This window comes from Flagellimonas beolgyonensis, from assembly GCF_003992615.1.
GTDB classification, from domain to species: Bacteria; Bacteroidota; Bacteroidia; order Flavobacteriales; family Flavobacteriaceae; genus Flagellimonas; species Flagellimonas beolgyonensis.
The window spans coordinates 1-21,267 of record NZ_RZMY01000018.1 but is presented as its reverse complement, the minus strand read 5'-3'; the positions used below and the strand labels follow the sequence as shown (position 1 = coordinate 21,267).

Here is a 21,267-nt window from a genome sequence, read left to right as displayed (position 1 = left end):
TTATCTTCGATTTATGACTTTGGAACAATTACACGCCCTGTTTTTGGAGCATCCGCACATATCCACGGATACCCGGAAAATAGCTGAGAATTCTATCTTTTTTGCCCTTAAGGGTGATAATTTTAACGGGAATGCCTTTGCCACCGAAGCTTTGGACAAAGGTGCCGCTTATGCCGTTATCGATGAGGCCGAATTCCATGTTGACGAGCGTACCATTTTGGTGGACCATGTGTTGGAGACCCTACAACAATTAGCTACGTACCACCGAAAGCATTGCAAGGCAAAAGTTATTTCGCTTACCGGGAGCAATGGCAAGACCACGACCAAGGAACTGATTTATGCCGTGATCTCCAAAAAATACAGGACCATTGCCACCCAAGGCAACCTCAACAACCATATTGGTGTACCCTTGACCCTGCTTTCGATGCAAGAAGATACCGAAATGGCCATTGTGGAGATGGGGGCCAACCACCAAGGTGAAATTGCAATGCTATCCAACATTGCCCAGCCCGATTTTGGCTATATCACCAATTTCGGCAAGGCCCATTTGGAAGGCTTTGGAGGCGTGGAAGGCGTGATCAAAGGGAAAAGCGAACTGTACCAATTCTTGATGGCGAACAATAGGTACATTTTTATGAATGCCGACGACCCCATTCAACGGGAAAAATTGAACAGCTATGCCAAAAAATTGGGTTTTAGCACGGAGGACCATCAGTTTTATAATATTCAATTGGTACAAGCCAACCCCTTTGTTACCCTAATAGTGGAGGATGTGGACATCGAAACCCAATTGATCGGCAAGTACAATTTTTCCAATTGCTGCGCCGCCATTTTAATGGGCAAGTATTTCAACGTGCCCTTAACGGATGTCAAATCGGCCTTGGAAAGCTATCAACCCCAAAACAACCGTTCGCAGATCCTAACCAAAAATGGGTTCAAGATTGTTTTGGACGCCTACAATGCCAACCCGACCAGTATGCGTGCCGCTCTGGAAAATTTCAGTGGCATGCAGGAAACGGACAAAACCGTCATTATCGGAGACATGTTTGAACTGGGCGAAACAGCCGCAGAAGAACACCAGGCCATTGCGGATTTGGTACAGGAACTGGGGTTTGAATCGGCCTATTTGGTAGGTAAAAATTTCTTCGGGACCCAGACGCCATTGCAAAAATACCGCACTTTTGAAGATCTAAAAGCACACCTTTCCTCCCATCCCCTTTCCAAAGGAACTTTGTTGATCAAGGGATCTCGGGGCATGGCTTTGGAACGGGTATTGGATTTGTTGTAAAATCCAAAGGCAAAGTGAACTTTGATAAGGGTCTTGGCAATCAGCGGTTGCATGGATTATAAAAGGCAATTAAAACCCGTAATTACTAATCTCCATTGTTGTGTATTCGCTTTTATAACTTATTACTGGGCTAATCTGTAAATACTTTTGATGATTGTCTTGCTGCCAAGTGCCATCCACTTTTAGTTTTTATCCAAACATTGGTGAATCTCCTCGGTATCCATTCTTCACTGTTAGGGTTCATATTTGAAGGCTGTTGTAGCTCTTTTCCCATTACAATTGCAATGTCTTGATTAAATGTTATGTTTTCAATAATTCTTTTAACTGCAGGGAATTTATGTCCACCTTTCATAAGCGCTACAATCTCTTTGGGAGTAACAATTTTTCCATTTGGATTGTTTACCACATAGTTCTCTGACCATATTTCCAACAATAAAGTCGTATCTCCCTTATCAAGCAATTCTGTCCAAAGTTTTTCTAGTTTTCTAATTTCCATGTCATCATTTGATTGTCCAAAGGCAAACGCAGCAATGAGAGTGAAGTTTATTAAGAACAAACAGAATGTTTTCATAATTCAACTATTTAAAGTTTAATTTCTTTTTCCTTTGGTAAAGGTTTTTTCCAATTGACACCCAAGGTTCCAATATAACCATCCTTAACGGGGTTAAAATACGTTAATTTTTGGCACCACTGGTAGCAAATCCGCTCTTCCTGCATACAGGTAGAGCAGATTCAGCCAGCCCTGACCACAGTCGAAGGGAAGTCGAATCCGCTATATTTGCGGTTATACAGTGTGGGCAACCACCTTTAGATCCTTTCGATTTCTTGGTATATTTTTCGTTTTGAGGTTTCGAACAGTTCGCCACCAAATTCCTCGTTGTCCAAAGAGATGACCGAAACATCCTCTATCCCCATTATTCCGAATACAAACTTGAGGTATGTGGTCTGGAAATTCATATGTTCATTTTTTTCGTTTTCTCCATAGCCGGTGTCGCCTCGACTGGACAGAATGAACATTTTTTTGTTTTTCAGCAGTCCAACATAATCACTATCAGGCTCACCGGAGCGAAATTTCCAGGTCTCGTTGATTCGCATCAGCTGGTCGATATAGGATTTTAGTCCACTCGGAATCGACCAATTGTACATCGGCGTGCCAATAACGTAGATGTTGTGCTCCTTGAACTCTTTGATCAACTGATCGCTCAATGCTACGCCCAACTGGTTTTCTTCCGTTCGATCTTCTGGTTTCACAAAGGCACTTGCAATCCATTTTTCATTAATGGGCGGTATCTCCTGTAATCCCACTTCCCGGTAGGTAAAAAGGTCGTTTGGATTCTTCTTTTTCCAGTTTTCCTCAAACAATTGTGTCAGTTTTCGGCTATGGGACCTTTCATTTCGTACACTTGCGTTGATGATCAATACCTTGTTCATATCCTTTAATTTTGATTATGAAGCAAAGTTCCAACTCGTGAAAGTGAAAAAAATTGATGTAGTTCAAGATGCCTCGTTTTTTTTACGGATCCTGCTTAAAAATTCAGCAGAAATGCCCAGGTACGAGGCTATTAGGTAGTTGGGCACTTTGTCGGCTATTTTGGGATAGTTTTCCAGAAAATCCAAATAGCGCTGTGTCGCATCAAGGGTATTGTTCAAGATGATTCGTCTTTGCAGGCTTGCCAAATAATTTTCGAGGATGATTCTAAAAAAACGTTCCAGTTTTGGGATTTGCCTTAGCATTGCATGAAAAGAGTCGTAGCTGATCTGCAACAGCGTAGTTTGTTCTAAGGCCTGAATGTTGTACATGGACGGTTTTTGTTTTTGAAAACTCCCCATATCCGTTGCCCACCAGTCTTCAATGGCAAAATAGAGAATCTCTTCTTTTCCTGTTTCGGCATTGATGTAATAGGCCTTTAAGGCTCCATCAACCACAAAATTGTCGGTTTTGCAGGTTTCGCCATTTCTCAACAGGTAATCTCCCTTTTCCAGCGTTTTTTCGGTCCAAAAGGTGCCAATTGCATTTTCTTCTTCTGCACTTAATGCAATGTGTGTTGCAATCGTTTTGATGATCCTTTCTTTCATACCATTTGTTGCTATGGTTTCAGCTATGCCCAGTGGTAAGGTGCAATAAAATGATGATAATCCACCTCAATCAAAAATGGGTCATTATTTATCCCATTCCTCTGCCCATTCGCTTCCCGGAATTTTTGCAGCCACTACCAGTTTGTTTTTATAGACCCAGCTCCAGATCTCCGGAACACCTTGCATCTTTATTCGCCAATCGGTTTGTTTATAATTGGGATTTCCAAAAAGATGGGTGGCCGCCTTTTGGGCCTGTTCCTCGTTTTGATAATTGATGATCACCTCATAAAGGGGTTTATTGTTTTCATTGTCAAAGTAATAGACAATGGAAGATATTTCCCGCAAATAGGTTTTCTGCAAATAAACAAGCCTAAAATCTGTAAGACTGTTTGATTGTGATTGGAAGTTGCTCCCCAATAGTTGCTGCACATCGGCCAAGTTCATGCCAAAGAACAGCTCCGAATTTACTTCGGCGGGCAACACACTGCATGTTAGGCCGGTATGGTTTTGGGCCATGGCCGAAATAGGGCTTACGCATAAAGTAATGATCAAAAGACAGGTTGCAATGGTGTAGTGTGGTTTCATGTTTAGGAGGTTATGGTTTGGTTGTGGTTTTATGCAAACAAGTGTTATTATTTTCGGTTTTTATGCTTGTTGCCAACGGCCTTGGCTATGAGTAGTTGCTTGTGTTAGCACTTAACTTTCCAAGTACACACCAAACTGAAAATCCGCGAGGATTTTCAGAAGTAGGCGAGAACAAGCAATTACTTATAGCCATTGTTGTAAAGCGTTTTTGTTAGTTTGAAAAAGTAAGATTCTGTAGCTTTAAAACTTTCAAAATCAACCTTTTTTAATTCAATTATTATTGTATTTGTATCAGTCCATCTAACTGCAAAAACTCCATAGTTTTCATTAGAAAAACGATAAATTTCATTTACAGAATTCTTGGTAAGTTCGTATAGAAATAGTTCGTTCTCTTCGTAAATAGGATTGTCGATATAATTAGAAAATGTTGTTACCCAACTTTGGTCTGGTGAAATCTCATATTCTGGACATAAAATCCAGTGTTTATTTTCATTCAGATTTATCAGAATAGGATGCGCCTCTTCCCAATTTTCCCAGTCAAAAATTAATGTGTTAGTTTTTTTTGAAAACCCTATTAAAGAATATTTTTCGTGATATTCTCCATCGTCAAAATTACAAAGTGTGTCTTTTTCTTTTGAATTTAAAGTCAAGTAGTAGCAAGAGTCAATTTTAATCAAAAATTCACTGGTGTTGTCTTGCTCAAATAAGGTTGTTACTTGTTTCCTGATTTGAGCTTTAAAGTCAGATTCGTTTATTTGTTTGAAAGCCAAATTCCAAGAGTTAATAATTGTGTCCTTTGGAAAGATGTTAATTGTGTCAAATCCTATAACTCTTTTTTCTAATTCAATTGTCTTGTTTTCTACTCTTTCAGTTTTATTTTGTTCAATTTTTTTTTCCAATTCGACAATTGATTCCATATTCTCTTTCTTTTTCTGTTGGCAAGAAAAAAGTAAGATTGTTAAAAGAATAAATTGGTTAAACTTCATTTTTTGTTAAATGCTTTACAACTTTTTAATATAAACATACAATACATCCATATACCCCCAAAATGGCATACTATCGATGTATTTGATCATCGTTTATTGATCCCTACTTGGTCGAGACCAAAAGTTCTCGTACATCCACATCCAAAACCTTAGCAATCTGGAATAAAGTTTCGACCCTCGGTTGCATATCATTCCTACACCATTTCGAGATGGTATTTGTATTCATGCCCAATTGATCTGCCAACCAATTGTTGGTTTTCCCCTTTTCAGCCAAAACTGCCTTAACTCTATTATAGACTGGTTTATCCATAGCAAATGCAATGATTTCACTTTAAAATTAAGTAAGAAAAATAAATGTTATTAGTATTAAAATATGCTTTATTGGGTGTTTTAAAAATCTTTACATAACTTTGATATGCTTTATTGGGAGATAAATAAACTTTTAAAGATTTTTAATGATCAAAAACATGATTATGGCAAAAGAATTCACCAAATCCGACCTGGAACAGATCATTGGCCTACAACAAGAAAGTCTTCAGGCCCTGCAAAAGATAGTGGGCCGATTGCGGTACCAAAACGAACGCTTGGAGCGTATCAATCAAAAACTAAGAAAAAGGGTGTCTAAATACGAGTAGAAAAAGTGGGATATACTGGATTCGAACCTGCCTGCCGGCAGGCCAGTGACCTTTCCGAAAGCTTTCGGAACGCTCTAAACCCCGCCTGCCTTAGTGGAGTGTATTGGATTCGAACCAACGACCCCCGCCCTGTCAAGGCGGTGCTCTAAACCAACTGAGCTAACACTCCAAATTTACTTCGTACGGCGGGCAGGCAACTGAGCTAATATCCCATTAAAAAGTGGTGCAATATCGGAAATTATTACCAATCTCCATACTCCGCCGAATTCTTTGCGGTTTCCTGCAAGGTAATGTGCAGCAACTGCCCTTTTTTCAGCTTCGGTTTTAGAATATCGTAGATCACCTTCACAAAATATTCCGTGGTGGGCAACAAATCGGCAAACTCCGGGCAGTCTTCGTTCAGGTTCTTGTGATCGAAACGATCTTCGACCTCTTGCTTGATCAAAACGCCCAAATCGGCCAAATCCATCACAAAACCCGTATCGGGATCCACTTCGCCCCTGATCCGCACTTCGAGCTCAAAGTTATGGCCATGAAAGCTCGGACTGTTGCACTTTCCAAAAACTTCCCTGTTCTTTTCATCGCTCCACTTGGGATTGTGGAGCCTGTGCGCGGCATTAAAATGGGCCTTTCTACAAATGGTGGCGATCATACTGCAAAGCAATTGGTACTGAAATCCGTTTGGGACATTCAGGGCTGCAAAGGTATTGAATACTTCGGAAATTCGGGTATTCCTTTTGCCAAATTGAATACGTTTTTCAACCGCTGGGCCAATCGGAAATACAAGTCAAAAAAGGGATCATACCGGACACAACACCTTTAAGGCCCCCTGCTCCACCCCAACCACCATTTCCTTGGTTTGGAGTTGGTGCAGTTCCCCATCTGCCTGCATCAAATGGGTATTCGCCTTATCCTTGAACAAAACCCGCAATCGTTTGGTTTTATAGTAGTGTATTCTTTTCAAATATTTGTTCAGGTGCAGCAATACCAACAGGCCCATAAACAAGATGTGCAACCTACCCATCGCATCAATGACCACCACATCCAAAATTCCATCTTGCAGCGAGGCCATACGGGTCAAGGAGATATCGTACCCCATGATCTTGGAATTGGACACAAAAAATAAAAAGGGTTGTGTCCTAAACTTTTTACCATCCAGCTCCACTTGCATTTCCCCTTCATTTTTAAAGGTTCGCAACGATTTGAAAAATGCCTTGAAATAGGCCCACATCCTTCGGTGGCCCGAGGCATTGTAGTACGATATGACCTGGGCATCGAAACCTATGCCCATATTGCTGAAAAATGGTTTTCCATTTACCGTGGCCACATCTATTTTCTTTTCGGATTGGGTCTTGATCACTTGCAACGCCTTTGGGACATTTCTTGGAATTTTCAAGGATTCCGCCAGGCCATTTCCGGAGCCTAGGGGAACAATGCCAAGTTTGGCATGGCTGTGCACCAAACAGGAAGCCACCTCATTGATGGTGCCATCGCCCCCACAGGCCACAATGGTATCGGCCCCGGCCTCCAGGGCCTCCTTGGCCAAAAGGGTGGCATGGCCCGGATACTCCGAAACACTTACTGCAATTTGGTTGTTGTCGTCCGTGAAATGCTTGGTCAAAAATGCTTCGTCCAACACAGCCTGCCCTTTTCCCGCAATGGGATTTACTATAAAATGGAGCTTGTTCATCGGTTGGCGCCTTTAAGTTCCAGCCCCCCATGGTTATACAGGAAATCGGCGACTTGGTAATAGGAAATGGTTTCGTTCAAAAAAGCGTTGTCCGTGGGTATTTTTTCCAAACTGTTGTCCTGGCTATCCCAGGTGTATTCGTTGGCAGATTTACCATCGGCCAACACCATCAACGTATTGGATTTTAAGAGTCCCAACTTTCGATAGTTCCCAATAAAGGCCCTTTCTTCATCCGCTGGTAGTGAAAATACATCCCTGCCAAAAAAGTTGGAGTCGTAGTGCCATCCCAACATGGAGAACAGGGTGGGCATCACATCGATCTGCGAACATTGTTTTTGGATCTCGCCCTTTTGCCCATCGCCCAAATTGACGATAATGGCCGGAATTCGATAATTGGCCACATCCAACTCCCACCTACCGGCACTACTGGCACAATGGTCGGCCATGATCACAATAACCGTATTGGCGTACCAAGGTTTGGTCCGTGCTTCCTTCAAGAATTGTCCAATGGCAAAATCGGTATACTTTACGGCCCCATTCCTGCCCGAACCCGATGGGATATCAATTTTTCCTTCGGGATAGGTATATGGCTTATGGTTGGAGGTGGTCATGATAAAATCAAAGAAGGGTTTGCCTTGGTCGGCCGATGCATCCGCCTCCTTCAAAACCTTGTTGAAGATATCCTCATCGCAAACACCCCAGGCATTCTCGAAAGTAACCTCATCATCCTCGATGTTCTTTCGGGTGGTAACAATATCTCCTGATGGTAAAAAACCTCGGCCACGATCTACAATATCGAATCCGTTGCCACTGAAGAATTTGTCCATATTATCGAAATAGCCATCGCCCCCATAAAAGAACGTTCGGCTATATCCCTTTTGCTTGAAGACCTCCCCGATTGTAAACAGGTTTTGGTTTACCTCCCTTTTCACAATACTCCTGCCGGGTGTCGGTGGTATGCTCAGGGTAATAGCCTCCATGCCCCGCACCGTTCGGGTACCGGTGGCAAACAAATTCGAAAAATAGGTTTCCGTCCGTGCCAACGCATCCAAGTTGGGGGTCAAACGGTCCGGATTGCCAAAAACACCCAAAAACTTGGCGCTCAAACTTTCCACACATATTAAAATAACATTGGGCTGCTGCTCCGATGTTCCCCCTACTTCGCGTAAAATGCCTGAATCGGGTGCCAGTAAACTATCGGTTGGATTGGCCACATGTTCCTGCACATTTTTAAGGGCCTTTTTCTCGGAAATGGTGCTGTAAAATTCAGTGTAGCTTAGTTTGTTGTTCCGAAAAGCGGCAAAAAAGGAATAAATACCGGCCTTCGACAACTCATTGTTGTAACGATTGTTCGATGTTTCCGCATTTTCATTTTCGATGACCGCACTAAAAAACACCATTATGGCCAGACCAATACTGGTGGGCACCAATTTTTGACGAAAGGTGGTTGCCGAACCAAAAGCACTTTTGAACACCCCTTTGCGCTTGAATATCCAAATGGTCAACACCACCAAAAGTACCATACCCCCGATCAGCAACGGCAATGGATAGGATTCATTGATGTTTTTGACCACTTCGTAGGTGTATATCAAGTAGTCGACAGCTATAAAGTTGAAGCGCCTTTGAAACTCGTCCCAAAAGGTGATCTCTGCAAAAAAGGAGAAATAAACGATCAATAGCCCTACGGCCAATCCAAAATAACTGATGACCCTATCCAATATGGAGCCATAAAACTTTCTTGGCACCAGTAGAAAATAGAGGGCACCCACCATATAGAAGAATGAAATGGTCCCCAAATCGAAAAAGAAGCCTATGAGGAAAACTTTGATCACACCCAAAAACGAATGGTCCACTTGCGAAATATCCCAAAGGAAGAACAGGGTACGTACAACAAATGAAACCGCAAGAAACAACAATGCAAATGCATTGATGATGGCAAAACGTGAAGTGAAAATCTTTCGTATCATGTCTTTATTATTGAATCAACACTTTAAGTAACTTTATGGCATAAAAACCGTGTCAGTCCGTTTCAAATTTGAAACCGATCCCGATGTAATTGGCCTTCAGCCCGGTGGTTCGGTGATAGTTGTTATACTTTAAATCGATACTTTTCAGTCCAAATTTCCAGGTACGGAACTTGGTAAATATGTCTGTATAGGTGATGCCGAACCCAATTTGATGTGCATCGTACTGGGAAAGATCAAAATCCGAAGTGTAAAATGCGCTGGTCGACAAATGAGAATCAAAAGGAGCGAAATAATCGATCTGTGATTGGGTGTAATACCGATACGATGGATAGAGCGTAAACTTCTGTGCAATTTTGATGGGCACCTCCACACTTGCCGTATGGGATTGCAACCCCCAATCATCAAAATAATACCTGTAGTAAGTGCGTACGGTCAGGATTTCGTTAAAATAATGATTCAACCGAACACCAATCGGCACTTTGAGCCTGCTATCGGGCAGTCGCTCCATATCGTCCGCCAACATGAACACATCGGTATTCTGTGCCGACGTGTAATTTGGAATACTGGCCGGATTCCCAATAAAATAATTGTCGACATCGGCAAAATAGACCCGTTGCATGGGGTTGGCCAGCCAACCCTGTTGTTTGACCACATCGGCAAAAAGGGACATTTGGGTATTTTTGCCCAAAATCTGTGAAAAAGAAACGGAAAGTGCGAAGCTGTTCCGTTTTTTGTCCGAAATCAAACCAAATCCATTGATGGGGTGCCATGACTCGGACCCATTTTTATCTGTTACTTCCCCATCAGCGTTCAAAATATCCACACCGTTAAAAAATCCACCGTTCAAATTGCCACCCGCTTCCAGATAGCTGTCCAATTCAGTGGGATAACGTGGCAGCCAAGTATCCAAATACACACTGCCCTTAAGGCTCACCTCCGTGTTCTTTTCATTGAAGAGTCTTGTGTACCCCCCTCCAAAGCCAACAGAAACGTAATCGTACTCGGAAGCAAAAGAGGCATGGCCACTTACAATCTGGTCGCGACTGTCCGAGCTATGCGAATACCCCACGGTAATTCCTCCCCAAGTATCTTGACGGGAAGCACCAGATGATGCCACCCAAGGACTACCAATGACTCCCTCATACCCATTATTGGTTGCTGGAGCACTATTACTGGCGCCGCTCACACCACCTACCGAACGCGTCAAATCAAAAGGGTTCAAATTACTGGAAGAAGCCGAAGTATAGGTAGAGATACCCACATCAACGCTTAGTACGTCATCGGCATTTAAAGGCACACTCACCACAATGGAGGGTGCCACATCGGTCAATTGCTCCGTACCGATACCTCCTGTAACGGAAGCATTGTTTCCGGTTTGTTCGTAATAGCTGGAAAGGATATCCACTTCCGTGGACTCCAACACCCGTTTTTTATAGGCACTTACATTTTCCTGTTGGGCCATCCCAATAAGGGGTAACAACAAGATCAACCAGAAAGCTTTGCTTACATATTTTTCAATTACAACCACAACCCCCTCCTGTTTTTCCTCCATTACCGCCCGAGGCACCTTCACGGTACACTTGATAACTTGTTTCAAATTTTGCCAGTTTTTTATCCGCCAAGACCATGTCCGGATCATTGATATTCACTTTATCGTACTCGTGCAGAACCACGCAGGACGATAAGCTTGTAAGACTACATAGGGCAATCACTATTTTCTTCATATGGGGTTAACTACTTTTTTTTCCAACCTCTTTTAGGTTGATGTTATTTGAGGTACTGATTGTATTGTTCTCATCGACGATGATGCATTCCACGCCATGCAATTGATTGACAAAATCCAAACCGGTTTCCACGCCCATAACAAAAATGGAAGTGGCCAAGGCGTCTGCCAATTCAGCATTTTTGGTAAAAATGGTAGCGCTAAGGATTCCTTTACTGGGATATCCGGTTCGGGGATCGATGATATGGGTATAGCGCTGCCCATCCAGAATGATGTATTTTTCATAATTGCCGGAGGTTACCACTGCCTGGTCCCTTACAGGCAACCACGAAAAAACCTTGTCCTTGTTCAGCGGATTCACAATGGCCACCATCCAATCCTTACCATCGGGTTGGGTGCCCCAGGCATCCAGGTCGCCGGATGCATTTATGATACCGGAGGTTACCCCGTTTTTCATCAAAAGTTCCTTTGCCCGATCCGCAGCATAGCCCTTTCCAATGGCACCAAAACCAATTTTCATTCCTTCTTTTTTCAAAAACACGGTCATATTCTCCCTGTCCAGAACAATGTTTTGGTATCCTACTTTCTCCACAGATTGACGAATTACCTCTGCAGCGGGCATCTCGGTTACCGACCCATCAAACTTCCAAATGCGATCCATGGAAGCATAACTGATATCAAAAGCACCTTGGGTCAATTTGGAAATCTTTAAAGCCCTTTCGATCAAGTGAAAGAGTTCTGCATCCACCTTTACCGGGGCAATGCCCGCATTGGCATTGATGGCCGAGGTTTGTGAGTTGGGATCCCATGATGAAATCAATCGCTCTATCCGGGAAATTTCCCCAATGGCCAGGTCCAAATAGGCATTTCCTTGTTGTTGGTTTTCCGCCACCACCGTAAGGTCGAATCGGCTGCCCATCAACTTTAAGGTTCGCTGGTACACCCCAAGTTTGGGATCGGCATTGGATTGCTGGGCAAATCCAGCACTCACGGACAACCAGAATACACCTATGAACAATATTCGCTTTAATGGCAACATATCGCGGTTCTTAAAATGCATTCAACTTGTTGAAATAGGCCTTGGGCGGAATTTTTTCATACCCGGTCTCACCCAATTTTTTGCCTGAAGCATCGAGGACCACTACAAATGGAAAATACCCGTTCGGATTGTATTTTGCAGCCAATGCCTTGTTATGGGCTTCTTGGTCAGCTGGCAACTTGTTCTTCTGTTTTCTGGGAAAATCCGCCTTTAGCATCACAAAATGACCTTTTGCCAGCTCTTGAAATTCAGGGGAACTCCATATTTCCCTATCCAGCTTAATACAGGGGGTACACCAATCAGAACCCTGAAAGACCAAAACAATATGTTGTTTTTCCTTTTGGGCCAGTGTCTTGGCCTTTTCAAAATTGGTTTGCCACTCTTGGGCATGGGTTTGGCTTAGTGTCAATATGCTTCCAAACACCAAGGCCAGCATCATTTTTTTAAAACTCATATCGGGATATTTAATCTCTTTTTCATTACTTAGACAGGCAAATGCAGCTTCACCCTATTTTTTTCTATTTATTTTTGTTGTCGACCCAAAAAAGGATGCCAACAACACGTGCATGACAGAACAAGATCCTTCCATTTGTGAGCAAAAAGTGTACGAAAGCATCTTTCGCACCCATTATGGGAGCGTTACCCGATACATCTATTATAAATGTGGCGACCTGCAGCAAGCAGAGGATATTGTACAGGATGTTTTTATAAAACTTTGGAGGTTATGCGCCACGGTTTCTTTCTCAAAAGTGAAGGCGTATCTGTACCGGGCAGCCAGTAATTCATTCCTCAATGAAAAAGCCCACGAAAAAATTGTGCTAAAGCACGTAAAACAAAAGTCCAATCCCATCGATAACGAGGATCCCGAATTTGTACTGCAGATGGGCGAATTTCAACTTAAATTGAAGGAAGCCATCGGGGCACTGCCAGAAAAGGAACGAGAAGTGTTCCTTTTGAGTCGTATGGAAAAGAAAACCTATGGGGAAATCTCAGAACTAGTGGGCATTGGCGTGAAGGCCGTGGAAAGACGAATGAGCAAAGCCTTGCTGCAACTTAGGGAGGAACTTGGCAAAGAATTTAAATTTTAAAATAGGGTAATCAAGTGTTTGCCTGTCAAATAAATAAGAGAGTCAAAGTCTATGGATAAAAAGTACGCCACCGAGGAATTTTTGGTCAGATGGATGGCAGGGGAATTGAGCCAGGAGGAACTGGATGGATTCCTGGCCTCCGATGTCCACAGACAGCTCGTTCGCATCGATCAGGCCATGGAATCTTTGGAAAAACCGGAAATCGACGTGGAAAAGGCGTTGGCCCTCGTTACTGCAAAAAATAAAAACACGAAAAAAGAAACACCGGTTCGAAAACTTTGGTGGTTGCCGGCCATTGCTGCTTCGGTAGCTTTATTGTTTGGTGCTTTCAATTACTTCCTGGGTAACAAAACCTGCCAAACCGGTATTGGTGAAAAGGAAATTGTGTTACTGGCCGACGGCTCCACGGTGGAACTGAATGCCAATTCCAAGCTTTCGTTCAAACGCTTCGGATGGGAAGAGGACCGGGCCGTTGAATTTGAAGGCGAGGCTTTTTTTGATGTACGTGCCGGAAAGGATTTTACGGTAAAAACCGCTTCGGGAACCATTACCGTGCTAGGAACCCAATTCAATGTGCGGGATAGAAAAAATATCAAGATCCAATGTTATGAAGGAACGATAGTTTTCACACCAGCACTGTTACATTTGGCCCCATTCACCCTCAATGGCGGCAATGAATTGATATCGGATGGCGCAACGCTTCAAACAAGGGAAATTTCGCAACGTGTTCCCGATTGGAAGGAAGGGTTTTCTGCCTTTGTGCAACAACCCTTTTCCGATGTCCTGGAAGAACTTGCCCTGCAATTTCCCATTACCCTAAATACCAATGGTATAAACACCAATCGACAATTCACCGGAAAATTCGCCCACAACAATCTTGAAAGTGCCCTAAAAACCACCATGGAACCCATGGGTATCAAATATCATATTTCAGAGGACAAAAGAATTGTTACCTTGTCCAACTAAGAGATGAGGCACTTACTTTTCGTTTTATCCTGCTTGCTATGGGGTATTTGCATTTCCAATGCCCAAGAGTTACCATTGGTCGATTTTGAAGAGACTCCCCTGAAAACGGTCATTCAATACGTAGAAAAAGAAACCGGACTCAGTTTTTCCTATGCCGAAGATTTGGTCAAGGATAAAAAAATAACAATCCGAAGAGGACCCTTATCCATCGAGGCCATTTTATCGGTATTGGGGGCACAGACCGGTCTCCATTTTGAAAAAGTTGTAGGCCAGCCCCAGGTCATTGTTGTTCCCATTACCCCCAACAACGAAATTTGTCTGTTCCTTTTGGATAAAGAAACGCGGATGCCCATTTCGGAAAACCAGGTGGTAATCGATTCGATCAAAGTATTGGAAACAACCATGAATGGGTTGATCCGTTTTGCCGCTGAAGACCGACCTGCCCATTCCTTGGTGGTAACGGGGTATGAAACGGTTGAAGTGAAACCATCAGATCATTGCACATCCCTTTACCTATCCCCTGTTTATAAAATATTGAATGAAGTCGTTGTTACTTCGTACATCACAACCGGTATCGACCGTAATCGGGATGGTTCGGTTACCCTAAGTCAAAAACCTTTGGGAGCCATTCCAGGCCTCACAACTCCCGATATCTTACAAAGCATACAAATGGTGCCGGGGGTTTCCAGTTTGGACGAGTCCGCTTCGGGCATTCAAATACACGGCGGTACTCCCGACCAAAACCTCATTTTGTTCGATCACATCCGATTGTTCAATACAGGGTATTTGTTTGGCATGTTGTCCAGATTCAACCCCTATGCCACCGAAAAGGCAACCATTTTTAAAACAGCTACCAGTGTCGCTTATGGAGATAGGGTGTCGGGAGTGGTCGATATCAGCACAACCGATGAAGTGGTCGAGGAGTTCGAGGGTGGTTTTGGTCTGGATGGATTGAGTTTGGATGGCTATGTAAAAGCACCATTGAATCGAAAATCTTCTTTCTTCCTATATGCCAGACGCTCGTACCCCGATGTGTATAAAAGCCCGACCTACGAAGCCTATGCCAAAAAAATATTCAATAATATGGGGGCCGTTACGGACCGTGATGGTAATCCCTTGAACGTTACCTCAGATGATGGGTATACCTATGAATCGAGCGACACCCATTTTCGATTTTATGATATTAATGCGAAATACATTTTACAACCAACGGAGCAAGACAAAATTTCCATCAGCGCCCTAATGACCCGAAATCGGACCGAATTCTCATTTGCCAACAGTGGGGAATCGAAACGGGATTCACTGACAACGGGAAACGGAGGATTCAGTGTCAATTGGGCCCACAAAAGCACTCCAAACCGTACTGAAGAAATCACTGCCTATTTCTCTTCCTACGATTCGTTTTACCAAAATGAGGAATTTTTCGGGGACACCCAAGAAGAAACCAATATCCGGGGCAACCGCATCAGCGATTTTGGTTTGGATCTAAAATCGGACCGATATTTACAAAACGGCAACCGTTTTATGTTCGGTTACCAGCTATCCAATACCAATGTTGAGGTAGACCTTAGCACCACAAGCTTGGACCCTGAAAACAATGTGAACCTTCCGGCTAATGAAAGCAATTTTAAGAATGTGCTTTTTGGGGAATATTCCTTGATCAAACCCAATACAGGCCTATTGAAATTCGGAATACGACTGGTTCACTACGGTAGTTTGGGCCAAGTATATCTGGAACCGCGGTTAAATATGGAATTGCCCATTGCCAAAGCGCTGCGGCTCAGGGCAGGCTTGGAAAGAAAAAACCAACCCATATCACAGCTCATTGAGTTCAATCAAACCGAGCTACGACTGGAGAACAACCTTTGGAGGCTTTCGGATGATGTGAACTTTCCCTTGTTGCAGAGCAATCAAATTTCTACGGGATTGCTGTTCCATAAAAATGGATGGACACTGGACATTGAAGGATATTACAAACGTCTTTCGGGACTCACCAGTTACAGTCAGGGCTTCAACCTACCACAACCAAGCCTCAGTGTGGGCAAAAGTTCGATTTTGGGTATGGATTTGTTGCTCAAAAAAAGAGTCGGCAACTATCGGTTTTGGATGGGCTACGCATTCAACGATATCAATTTTACTTTTGAGGCAATTCAGGATGGTACGTTTCCGGGCAATAACGATATTACCCACAATTTTCAATTCTCCAATAGTTTGCAATTGAATAATTTTCAGTTGTCCCTAGGTTGGCAACTTCGGACTGGAAGTCCTTTTACCCCGATCAATAGTTACAATGAAGACAGCCATCAGGTTGATTTTGGCACCATCAATAGTGCAAGATTACCAACATTCCATCGGTTGGATGCATCGGCTACGTATCAGATTCCGTTAAACCAAAACCAATCGAAACTTCAGGTCGGGGTTTCAGCACTCAATTTGTACCGCAGGGTCGTGCCCTTATCCGTAACATACCGGACCAATCAAACCGATAACACTTTACTATTGGAACAGGTTATTCATCGGCATTCGCTTGGTTTTACGCCAAATCTAACATTGCGATTGTTCTTCTGACCATATGTTGTCTTATAATATTTGGGCATTCGATTTGAAAAAACCAGTGACAAGAGTATTTTTAAGAAAAATAAGTATTTCAATCTATCCCTATTTGAAATGAACAACACCCTAAAAATTGGCATGGCCCAATTGGCCCCGGTTTGGTTGAACAAACAAAAAACCGTTGACAAGATTCTGTCCGCCATCAAACGAGCCGCTGAGGCGAATTGCGAGCTTTTGGTTTTTGGTGAAGGGTTTCTTCCCGGATATCCTTTTTGGGTTTCCCTAACCAATGGGGCCGAATTTGATTCTACGCTCCAGAAAGAGATCCATGCACATTATATCCGAAATGCGATACAAATAGAATCAGGGGAACTGGATGCCATTGCTGAACTAGCCAAAAAATACCACCTTGCCATTTATTTGGGCATTATTGAACGTGCAAAAAACAGAGGTGGGCATAGCCTTTATTGTTCGTTGGTCTATATTGACCCAAATGGCAAAATTCAATCGGTACATCGAAAGTTGCAACCCACCTATGAGGAGCGATTGACATGGTCGCCCGGTGACGGCAATGGTCTACGAGTACACCCTTTAAAGCAATTTACCGTGGGTGGTCTCAATTGTTGGGAAAATTGGATGCCCCTTTCCAGAACGGCACTTTATGGCCTTGGAGAGGATCTTCATATTGCCGTCTGGCCCGGTTCGGACTACAACACCAAAGATATTACCCGGTTCATCGCCAGGGAATCCCGTTCGTTCGTTGTTTCTGTATCCAGTTTAATGCGGATTGAAGATTTCCCAACAGACACACCACATCTTGAAGAAATTTTGAAGAATGCCCCACCGATTTTGGCCAATGGGGGCTCCTGCATAGCTGGTCCGGATGGTGAGTGGATCATCCCGCCAATTATCGAAAAAGAAGACTTGATTGTGGCCACTATCGACTTTAACCGGGTTTTGGAAGAACGACAAAACTTTGACCCCGTGGGTCATTACTCCCGTCCCGATGTCACCAAATTGACGGTAAATCGACAAAGGCAATCCATTTTGGATATTGTGGACGATACCCTTAATGAACCAAAGGACGATTAAATCAAAAAATATACATCATCAATAAACCTCGAATACAATGAAAAGACTTTATGTAACCCTCACCTTGATCGTACTTTTAGTAGGTTGTAAGGACAAACCAGCAGAGCAGCAACCGGAGGAGAAAAAAATTGTTTTCAACCCAGCATTGGCCGAAGAACTGGAAAAAATGAAGGAAGTGGACCAAATCGCGGCTTATATTCCACAAGGGGAATACGCCAAAATGTCAACCGAGGAATGGAATGCGTTCAAAGACAGTGTTTTTACCACCCATCAAAAAAGAATCGAGGAAATTTTTAATGAATATGGCTTTGTAGGGTATGATTTGGCGGGTGAGGAAGGTTCCGATAATTTTTGGCTGATGGTCCAACATTCGGACCACGACCCTGAATTTCAACTTAAAGTGTTGAAGGAAATGGAAAAGCACATGAAAAGAGGCAATGCTTCCCATAAGTATTATGCATTTTTGACGGACCGGGTGAACCTGAACATGGGTAAAGAACAGATTTACGGCACCCAATTTGATTACAATGAGTTGGGACAGGCCTTTCCTAAAAACATGTCGGACACCACTGGAATTGACATGAGAAGATTACGGATGGGCCTGATTCCGATTGTGGACCGCATGAACGAAATGACGGTTTCCCATTTTATCATGAACCAGGAATATTTCCAAAAGCAAGGGATTAAAAAACCGATTTTGTATGCAAAAAAAAGTCAATAATGATGTTTGAAGCAAATGTTTTGGTTTTCAGGAGCAACCATTAATCAATGAATTATAAACAATCACTAAAATGCTAATCCACTTCTTTGAAGTACGCCCTATCTTTTCAACTGGGTCAATCCCTTTTCAAGTCCTGTAGCCAAATCAAAAAGGCTTGTGTTTTCCAACATTCTTCTTAAGTCGGTCCTAACATCAACGAATCTATCATGTAAAGGACACGGCTTTTGGGCATTACATTCCTTTAGTCCAAGACCGCAACCTACATATATTTGGTCACCGTCAATGGCATTCACAATCATGCTTAATTTCACCGTATCCATATCAGGCCTTTCTATTTCAAACCCACCATTGGGTCCTTTTACGGAATGAATGACTTTGTATCTTGTGAGTTGTTGTAGAATCTTTGCGGTAAATGCAATGGGAGAGTCAATCTCTTTAGCAATTTCATTAACACCTACACGTCTTCCGTCCAGTGATTGCAATGTTACATAGACTGCCGCTCGGATACCATATTCACATGCTTTGGAAAAAATCATTGTGATCTAAAATACTTTGTAGTTCAGTTTAAATATAAAGTGGGCCATTGTATCTTCTGTTGGTAATTTTCTTTGATTAATCCGATTAGCGAATTGCAAAGATACTTGTTTATGGAATGGGAACCGCGGAACCACAAAAATAGGCAAGGAATGTGTTCGAGTAAAGAGGCCAAAACATGGAGCAATTAAAATAGAGCTTGGCCACGTGTCATGTAACCAGTAATTAAAATTGTCCAAGAATTTCCTAAAAATCCTTTCTTTTTGCCTTGTATCCCAGCACCAACAGCGGCAAGCTGGTCCAGCATACAAGAATTGCCATGGAAACCAAGAACCCTATGTCGGTCCCAAAGAATTTTTTAAAGATTGCCCCCGTATAGCCCAACAGGGCAGAAATGTCCAATTTGAGCAGTATCAATATCCTGGAAAGATCAATGGGATTGAGCATAGTGGCCACCAAGGAAAAGGTATCCAAGGGATACTCCTCAAAAACAATGAGTGACATTAAAAATAGTCCGTCATATACTACGGCCAAAAAAAGCCATAACAGGACGGCATACCCAAAACCCTTGATCTTGTTTTCGTTGGATATGGCAATGACAAATGACAGACCCACAAAGATGAAGGTCAGAAACGCCCCTGTCACCAACAGCAGTGAGAAATCAAAAATGGCATCGCTCCGTAAAAGTCCATAAAGTAAAAAAGGTATACCCAAGCCCAGTATCAGGCTTAGGGCCAGGGAACCCGCCACGCCCAGGTATTGGCCCATAAAAATGGAGGTGCGATTGATCGGCTGTGCCAAGAGCAGTTCGGTGAACTCCCGGGAATTGTAATAGTACATGACCCCAAAAATGGTACCTATCAATGGTATAAGAACAATGATCACGTTCATTAAGGTGATCACGGCCTTGGAGACATCATTGTTCAGGAACAACAAGACAAATCCCAGAATCAAGTAAAATAAAAAATAGACATAGCTCCAGCGGCTACGAATAAGGTCGTAAAAACTATATTTCAGTATTTTCAGCATGGTTTTCAGAAGTGGTTAGGGTTGCAATGGCATGTTCAAAACTGGTCTGCCCAGTCTGTTTCTTAAGTTCGGGGATGGTTCCCTTAAAGTAAATGTCACCTTCCAACAGGTATACGATCTGGTCGGCCATTTCTTCTACAAATTGCATGATATGGGAGGTGATGAGGATGGTCTTTCCATTGGACTTTTCCTTCAAGATCAACTCCTTCAAACGAATCAGGGCCATGGGGTCCAGCCCCGTGGTAGGTTCATCGAGAATGAGCAAGGGGCTGTCGAACATAAAGGTCAGTACAATGTTCACCTTTTGTTTGGTGCCCCCGGAGAGGGTGGACAGTTTTTTATCCAGAAAGGGTCCAAGGCCAAATAGGTCTATCAATTCCTTTTCAGCACTGGGACTGTTCCGCAGGTCCTTGATCATATGGATAAGCTCCTTCACTTTGATGTTCGGTGGAAAGTTGGCAATCTGTGGGAGATAATCGATCTGCTTGCGGTACTTCCATTGTTTTTTGATAGGCTTGTCCAGCACAGTTATGTGACCCTTATCAGGAAGCACCATGCCCAGGATACTCTTGATCAAGGTGGTCTTTCCCGAACCGTTAGGGCCCAAAATGGCATAGATCTGGCCCTTGTCTATGGTCAGGTCGACACCTTTCAATACCTGGTTCTTGCCAAACTGTTTGTGCAGGTCTTTTATCGTTATGGTCATGATCGTATTTTCATTAAAGGTTGGGCATCTTTTAAATTGTCCGGGGTGAACACCGGGGAGACCCTTTCGGAGAAATCAATGATATCCATGAAAAGACTCCGCAACAGGACAATGGTCTCCGGAGTGCGGTTCACTACATACGAAAAGAGCTTGACCGGACGGTAGGGCACATCCCCGATACCATCCTTGTCCAGATCATATCCGGTATAGCCACTCCAAAAGTTGCCCTCGAACACATTGTCGTTCAATTTGCTGTTATAAGAAATATCGAAGGAGTTGTACAAGAAATTATTGCCCCTGAAACTATTGGTATAGCAGGCCCCTATCACCCTAATGGCCCAACCATTGCCTATAAAATCGTTGTTGGTATACCGGATTCGGTTAGATCCCTCAATATTGATACCGATGGTGTTTTCCTCAAAGGTATTTCCAATGATCTCTGCATCATTGATTTCCTTCAACAACATGCCGTAAGCGGCAGTTCCCCAATTCTTGCGGAAGGTATTGTTCTTCATGGTGATGAACTTGGAGAACATGACCGCAACACCGGCACCATTGTTTTCAAAAGTGTTTTGGGTATAGATATCGT

At 43.0% G+C, this 21,267-nt stretch carries 24 protein-coding genes and 1 tRNA gene; 7 read left to right on the top strand and 18 right to left on the bottom strand.

What is annotated here, in order from left to right; genetic code table 11:
• The first annotated feature begins 13 nt into the window (after window positions 1-13).
• Window positions 14-1,288, top strand: coding sequence for a UDP-N-acetylmuramoyl-tripeptide--D-alanyl-D-alanine ligase (locus tag EO131_RS14485; protein ID WP_127023753.1), 1,275 nt, complete (start codon window positions 14-16; stop codon window positions 1,286-1,288).
• A 130-nt stretch (window positions 1,289-1,418) separates the two neighbouring features.
• Here EO131_RS14485 and EO131_RS14480 read toward each other — a convergent pair whose 3' ends face one another.
• From EO131_RS14480 to EO131_RS14455, 6 genes are all read right to left on the bottom strand, one after another.
• Window positions 1,419-1,859 carry a nuclear transport factor 2 family protein gene (locus EO131_RS14480; protein ID WP_127023751.1) on the bottom strand — a complete coding sequence of 147 codons (441 nt, stop codon included), beginning with the start codon at window positions 1,857-1,859 and terminating at the stop codon, window positions 1,419-1,421.
• A gap of 236 nt (window positions 1,860-2,095) precedes the next feature.
• Window positions 2,096-2,719, bottom strand: coding sequence for an FMN-dependent NADH-azoreductase (locus EO131_RS14475; protein ID WP_127023748.1), 624 nt, complete (start codon window positions 2,717-2,719; stop codon window positions 2,096-2,098).
• Between the two features lie 63 nt (window positions 2,720-2,782).
• Window positions 2,783-3,364 carry a Crp/Fnr family transcriptional regulator gene (locus tag EO131_RS14470; RefSeq protein ID WP_127023745.1) on the bottom strand — a complete coding sequence of 194 codons (582 nt, stop codon included), beginning with the start codon at window positions 3,362-3,364 and terminating at the stop codon, window positions 2,783-2,785.
• 84 nt (window positions 3,365-3,448) lie between these two features.
• A complete protein-coding gene (locus EO131_RS14465) occupies window positions 3,449-3,949 on the bottom strand; it encodes a hypothetical protein (RefSeq protein ID WP_127023742.1) in 501 nt (166 codons plus the stop codon).
• Window positions 3,950-4,128: 179 nt separating this feature from the next.
• The gene (locus EO131_RS14460; protein WP_127023739.1) at window positions 4,129-4,866 is read right to left on the bottom strand and encodes a hypothetical protein; all 738 of its coding nucleotides are present in this window, start codon (window positions 4,864-4,866) and stop codon (window positions 4,129-4,131) included.
• 172 nt (window positions 4,867-5,038) lie between these two features.
• Complete coding sequence (locus tag EO131_RS14455) at window positions 5,039-5,245, bottom strand: helix-turn-helix transcriptional regulator (RefSeq protein WP_127023736.1); 207 nt, start codon at window positions 5,243-5,245, stop codon at window positions 5,039-5,041.
• Window positions 5,246-5,408: 163 nt separating this feature from the next.
• Between EO131_RS14455 and EO131_RS17210 the strand changes: the two genes are divergently transcribed.
• The gene (locus tag EO131_RS17210; protein WP_164731711.1) at window positions 5,409-5,570 is read left to right on the top strand and encodes a hypothetical protein; all 162 of its coding nucleotides are present in this window, start codon (window positions 5,409-5,411) and stop codon (window positions 5,568-5,570) included.
• Window positions 5,571-5,664: 94 nt separating this feature from the next.
• On the opposite strand, the gene EO131_RS14450 is transcribed toward EO131_RS17210, so the two are convergent.
• From EO131_RS14450 to EO131_RS14415, 8 genes are all read right to left on the bottom strand, one after another.
• Window positions 5,665-5,739 (bottom strand) — tRNA-Val (locus EO131_RS14450).
• A gap of 72 nt (window positions 5,740-5,811) precedes the next feature.
• Complete coding sequence (locus tag EO131_RS14445) at window positions 5,812-6,222, bottom strand: 6-carboxytetrahydropterin synthase (RefSeq protein WP_127023733.1); 411 nt, start codon at window positions 6,220-6,222, stop codon at window positions 5,812-5,814.
• 147 nt (window positions 6,223-6,369) lie between these two features.
• Window positions 6,370-7,260: a diacylglycerol/lipid kinase family protein gene (locus tag EO131_RS14440; RefSeq protein WP_127023731.1), complete on the bottom strand. Its 891-nt coding sequence runs from the start codon at window positions 7,258-7,260 to the stop codon at window positions 6,370-6,372.
• Window positions 7,257-9,227 (bottom strand): LTA synthase family protein, encoded by a 1,971-nt coding sequence (locus EO131_RS14435; protein WP_127023728.1) that lies wholly within the window; start codon window positions 9,225-9,227, stop codon window positions 7,257-7,259. Before EO131_RS14435 ends, EO131_RS14440 begins: the two co-directional genes overlap by 4 nt.
• Window positions 9,228-9,279: 52 nt before the next feature.
• Complete coding sequence (locus EO131_RS14430; protein WP_206512912.1) at window positions 9,280-10,689, bottom strand: DUF3570 domain-containing protein; 1,410 nt, start codon at window positions 10,687-10,689, stop codon at window positions 9,280-9,282.
• Window positions 10,690-10,741: 52 nt separating this feature from the next.
• Window positions 10,742-10,951: a DUF4266 domain-containing protein gene (locus tag EO131_RS14425; protein ID WP_127023725.1), complete on the bottom strand. Its 210-nt coding sequence runs from the start codon at window positions 10,949-10,951 to the stop codon at window positions 10,742-10,744.
• A gap of 6 nt (window positions 10,952-10,957) precedes the next feature.
• Complete coding sequence (locus tag EO131_RS14420) at window positions 10,958-12,010, bottom strand: FAD:protein FMN transferase (protein ID WP_241243869.1); 1,053 nt, start codon at window positions 12,008-12,010, stop codon at window positions 10,958-10,960.
• A complete protein-coding gene (locus tag EO131_RS14415; RefSeq protein WP_164731710.1) occupies window positions 12,000-12,443 on the bottom strand; it encodes a thioredoxin family protein in 444 nt (147 codons plus the stop codon). The genes EO131_RS14420 and EO131_RS14415 overlap by 11 nt, the downstream gene beginning before the upstream one ends.
• A gap of 112 nt (window positions 12,444-12,555) precedes the next feature.
• Here EO131_RS14415 and EO131_RS14410 point away from each other — a divergent pair, with 112 nt between their 5' ends.
• The 5 genes from EO131_RS14410 to EO131_RS14390 all read left to right on the top strand — a co-directional run bounded on the left by EO131_RS14410 (window position 12,556) and on the right by EO131_RS14390 (window position 18,409).
• The gene (locus EO131_RS14410) at window positions 12,556-13,077 is read left to right on the top strand and encodes an RNA polymerase sigma factor (protein WP_127023722.1); all 522 of its coding nucleotides are present in this window, start codon (window positions 12,556-12,558) and stop codon (window positions 13,075-13,077) included.
• A 51-nt stretch (window positions 13,078-13,128) separates the two neighbouring features.
• Entirely contained in the window at window positions 13,129-14,043 is a 915-nt protein-coding gene (locus EO131_RS14405) for a FecR family protein (RefSeq protein ID WP_127023720.1), read from the top strand.
• A gap of 3 nt (window positions 14,044-14,046) precedes the next feature.
• Window positions 14,047-16,611, top strand: a complete 2,565-nt coding sequence (locus EO131_RS14400; protein WP_127023717.1) for a TonB-dependent receptor — start codon at window positions 14,047-14,049, stop codon at window positions 16,609-16,611.
• Window positions 16,612-16,710: 99 nt separating this feature from the next.
• Window positions 16,711-17,688 carry a carbon-nitrogen hydrolase family protein gene (locus EO131_RS14395; protein ID WP_127023714.1) on the top strand — a complete coding sequence of 326 codons (978 nt, stop codon included), beginning with the start codon at window positions 16,711-16,713 and terminating at the stop codon, window positions 17,686-17,688.
• A 37-nt stretch (window positions 17,689-17,725) separates the two neighbouring features.
• On the top strand, window positions 17,726-18,409 hold the full coding sequence (locus EO131_RS14390; protein ID WP_127023711.1) for a DUF6624 domain-containing protein: 684 nt from the start codon (window positions 17,726-17,728) through the stop codon (window positions 18,407-18,409).
• A 98-nt stretch (window positions 18,410-18,507) separates the two neighbouring features.
• On the opposite strand, the gene EO131_RS14385 is transcribed toward EO131_RS14390, so the two are convergent.
• From EO131_RS14385 to EO131_RS14370, 4 genes are all read right to left on the bottom strand, one after another.
• Entirely contained in the window at window positions 18,508-18,942 is a 435-nt protein-coding gene (locus EO131_RS14385; RefSeq protein WP_127025143.1) for an RrF2 family transcriptional regulator, read from the bottom strand.
• A 247-nt stretch (window positions 18,943-19,189) separates the two neighbouring features.
• A complete protein-coding gene (locus EO131_RS14380) occupies window positions 19,190-19,972 on the bottom strand; it encodes an ABC transporter permease (protein ID WP_127023708.1) in 783 nt (260 codons plus the stop codon).
• Window positions 19,950-20,678 carry an ABC transporter ATP-binding protein gene (locus tag EO131_RS14375; protein WP_127019040.1) on the bottom strand — a complete coding sequence of 243 codons (729 nt, stop codon included), beginning with the start codon at window positions 20,676-20,678 and terminating at the stop codon, window positions 19,950-19,952. Before EO131_RS14375 ends, EO131_RS14380 begins: the two co-directional genes overlap by 23 nt.
• Window positions 20,675-21,267 (bottom strand): NosD domain-containing protein (locus EO131_RS14370; protein ID WP_206512903.1); only part of this gene is annotated, 593 nt, incomplete at its 5' end. The genes EO131_RS14375 and EO131_RS14370, both read right to left, overlap by 4 nt.

What these genes read in the sequence shown, in the direction of transcription:
- EO131_RS14435 (WP_127023728.1), bottom strand. Translation starts at nt 9,227, where the DNA reads ATGATACGAAAGATTTTCACTTCACGTTTTGCCATCATCAATGCATTT.
- EO131_RS14440 (WP_127023731.1), bottom strand. Translation starts at nt 7,260, where the DNA reads ATGAACAAGCTCCATTTTATAGTAAATCCCATTGCGGGAAAAGGGCAG.
- EO131_RS17210 (WP_164731711.1), top strand. Translation starts at nt 5,409, where the DNA reads ATGGCAAAAGAATTCACCAAATCCGACCTGGAACAGATCATTGGCCTA.
- EO131_RS14480 (WP_127023751.1), bottom strand. Translation starts at nt 1,859, where the DNA reads ATGAAAACATTCTGTTTGTTCTTAATAAACTTCACTCTCATTGCTGCG.
- EO131_RS14445 (WP_127023733.1), bottom strand. Translation starts at nt 6,222, where the DNA reads ATGATCGCCACCATTTGTAGAAAGGCCCATTTTAATGCCGCGCACAGG.
- EO131_RS14430 (WP_206512912.1), bottom strand. Translation starts at nt 10,689, where the DNA reads ATGGCCCAACAGGAAAATGTAAGTGCCTATAAAAAACGGGTGTTGGAG.
- EO131_RS14400 (WP_127023717.1), top strand. Translation starts at nt 14,047, where the DNA reads ATGAGGCACTTACTTTTCGTTTTATCCTGCTTGCTATGGGGTATTTGC.
- EO131_RS14460 (WP_127023739.1), bottom strand. Translation starts at nt 4,866, where the DNA reads ATGGAATCAATTGTCGAATTGGAAAAAAAAATTGAACAAAATAAAACT.
- EO131_RS14390 (WP_127023711.1), top strand. Translation starts at nt 17,726, where the DNA reads ATGAAAAGACTTTATGTAACCCTCACCTTGATCGTACTTTTAGTAGGT.
- EO131_RS14380 (WP_127023708.1), bottom strand. Translation starts at nt 19,972, where the DNA reads ATGCTGAAAATACTGAAATATAGTTTTTACGACCTTATTCGTAGCCGC.
- EO131_RS14465 (WP_127023742.1), bottom strand. Translation starts at nt 3,949, where the DNA reads ATGAAACCACACTACACCATTGCAACCTGTCTTTTGATCATTACTTTA.
- EO131_RS14475 (WP_127023748.1), bottom strand. Translation starts at nt 2,719, where the DNA reads ATGAACAAGGTATTGATCATCAACGCAAGTGTACGAAATGAAAGGTCC.
- EO131_RS14395 (WP_127023714.1), top strand. Translation starts at nt 16,711, where the DNA reads ATGAACAACACCCTAAAAATTGGCATGGCCCAATTGGCCCCGGTTTGG.
- EO131_RS14455 (WP_127023736.1), bottom strand. Translation starts at nt 5,245, where the DNA reads ATGGATAAACCAGTCTATAATAGAGTTAAGGCAGTTTTGGCTGAAAAG.
- EO131_RS14470 (WP_127023745.1), bottom strand. Translation starts at nt 3,364, where the DNA reads ATGAAAGAAAGGATCATCAAAACGATTGCAACACACATTGCATTAAGT.
- EO131_RS14375 (WP_127019040.1), bottom strand. Translation starts at nt 20,678, where the DNA reads ATGACCATAACGATAAAAGACCTGCACAAACAGTTTGGCAAGAACCAG.
- EO131_RS14420 (WP_241243869.1), bottom strand. Translation starts at nt 12,010, where the DNA reads ATGCATTTTAAGAACCGCGATATGTTGCCATTAAAGCGAATATTGTTC.
- EO131_RS14415 (WP_164731710.1), bottom strand. Translation starts at nt 12,443, where the DNA reads ATGAGTTTTAAAAAAATGATGCTGGCCTTGGTGTTTGGAAGCATATTG.
- EO131_RS14485 (WP_127023753.1), top strand. Translation starts at nt 14, where the DNA reads ATGACTTTGGAACAATTACACGCCCTGTTTTTGGAGCATCCGCACATA.
- EO131_RS14425 (WP_127023725.1), bottom strand. Translation starts at nt 10,951, where the DNA reads ATGAAGAAAATAGTGATTGCCCTATGTAGTCTTACAAGCTTATCGTCC.
- EO131_RS14405 (WP_127023720.1), top strand. Translation starts at nt 13,129, where the DNA reads ATGGATAAAAAGTACGCCACCGAGGAATTTTTGGTCAGATGGATGGCA.
- EO131_RS14410 (WP_127023722.1), top strand. Translation starts at nt 12,556, where the DNA reads ATGACAGAACAAGATCCTTCCATTTGTGAGCAAAAAGTGTACGAAAGC.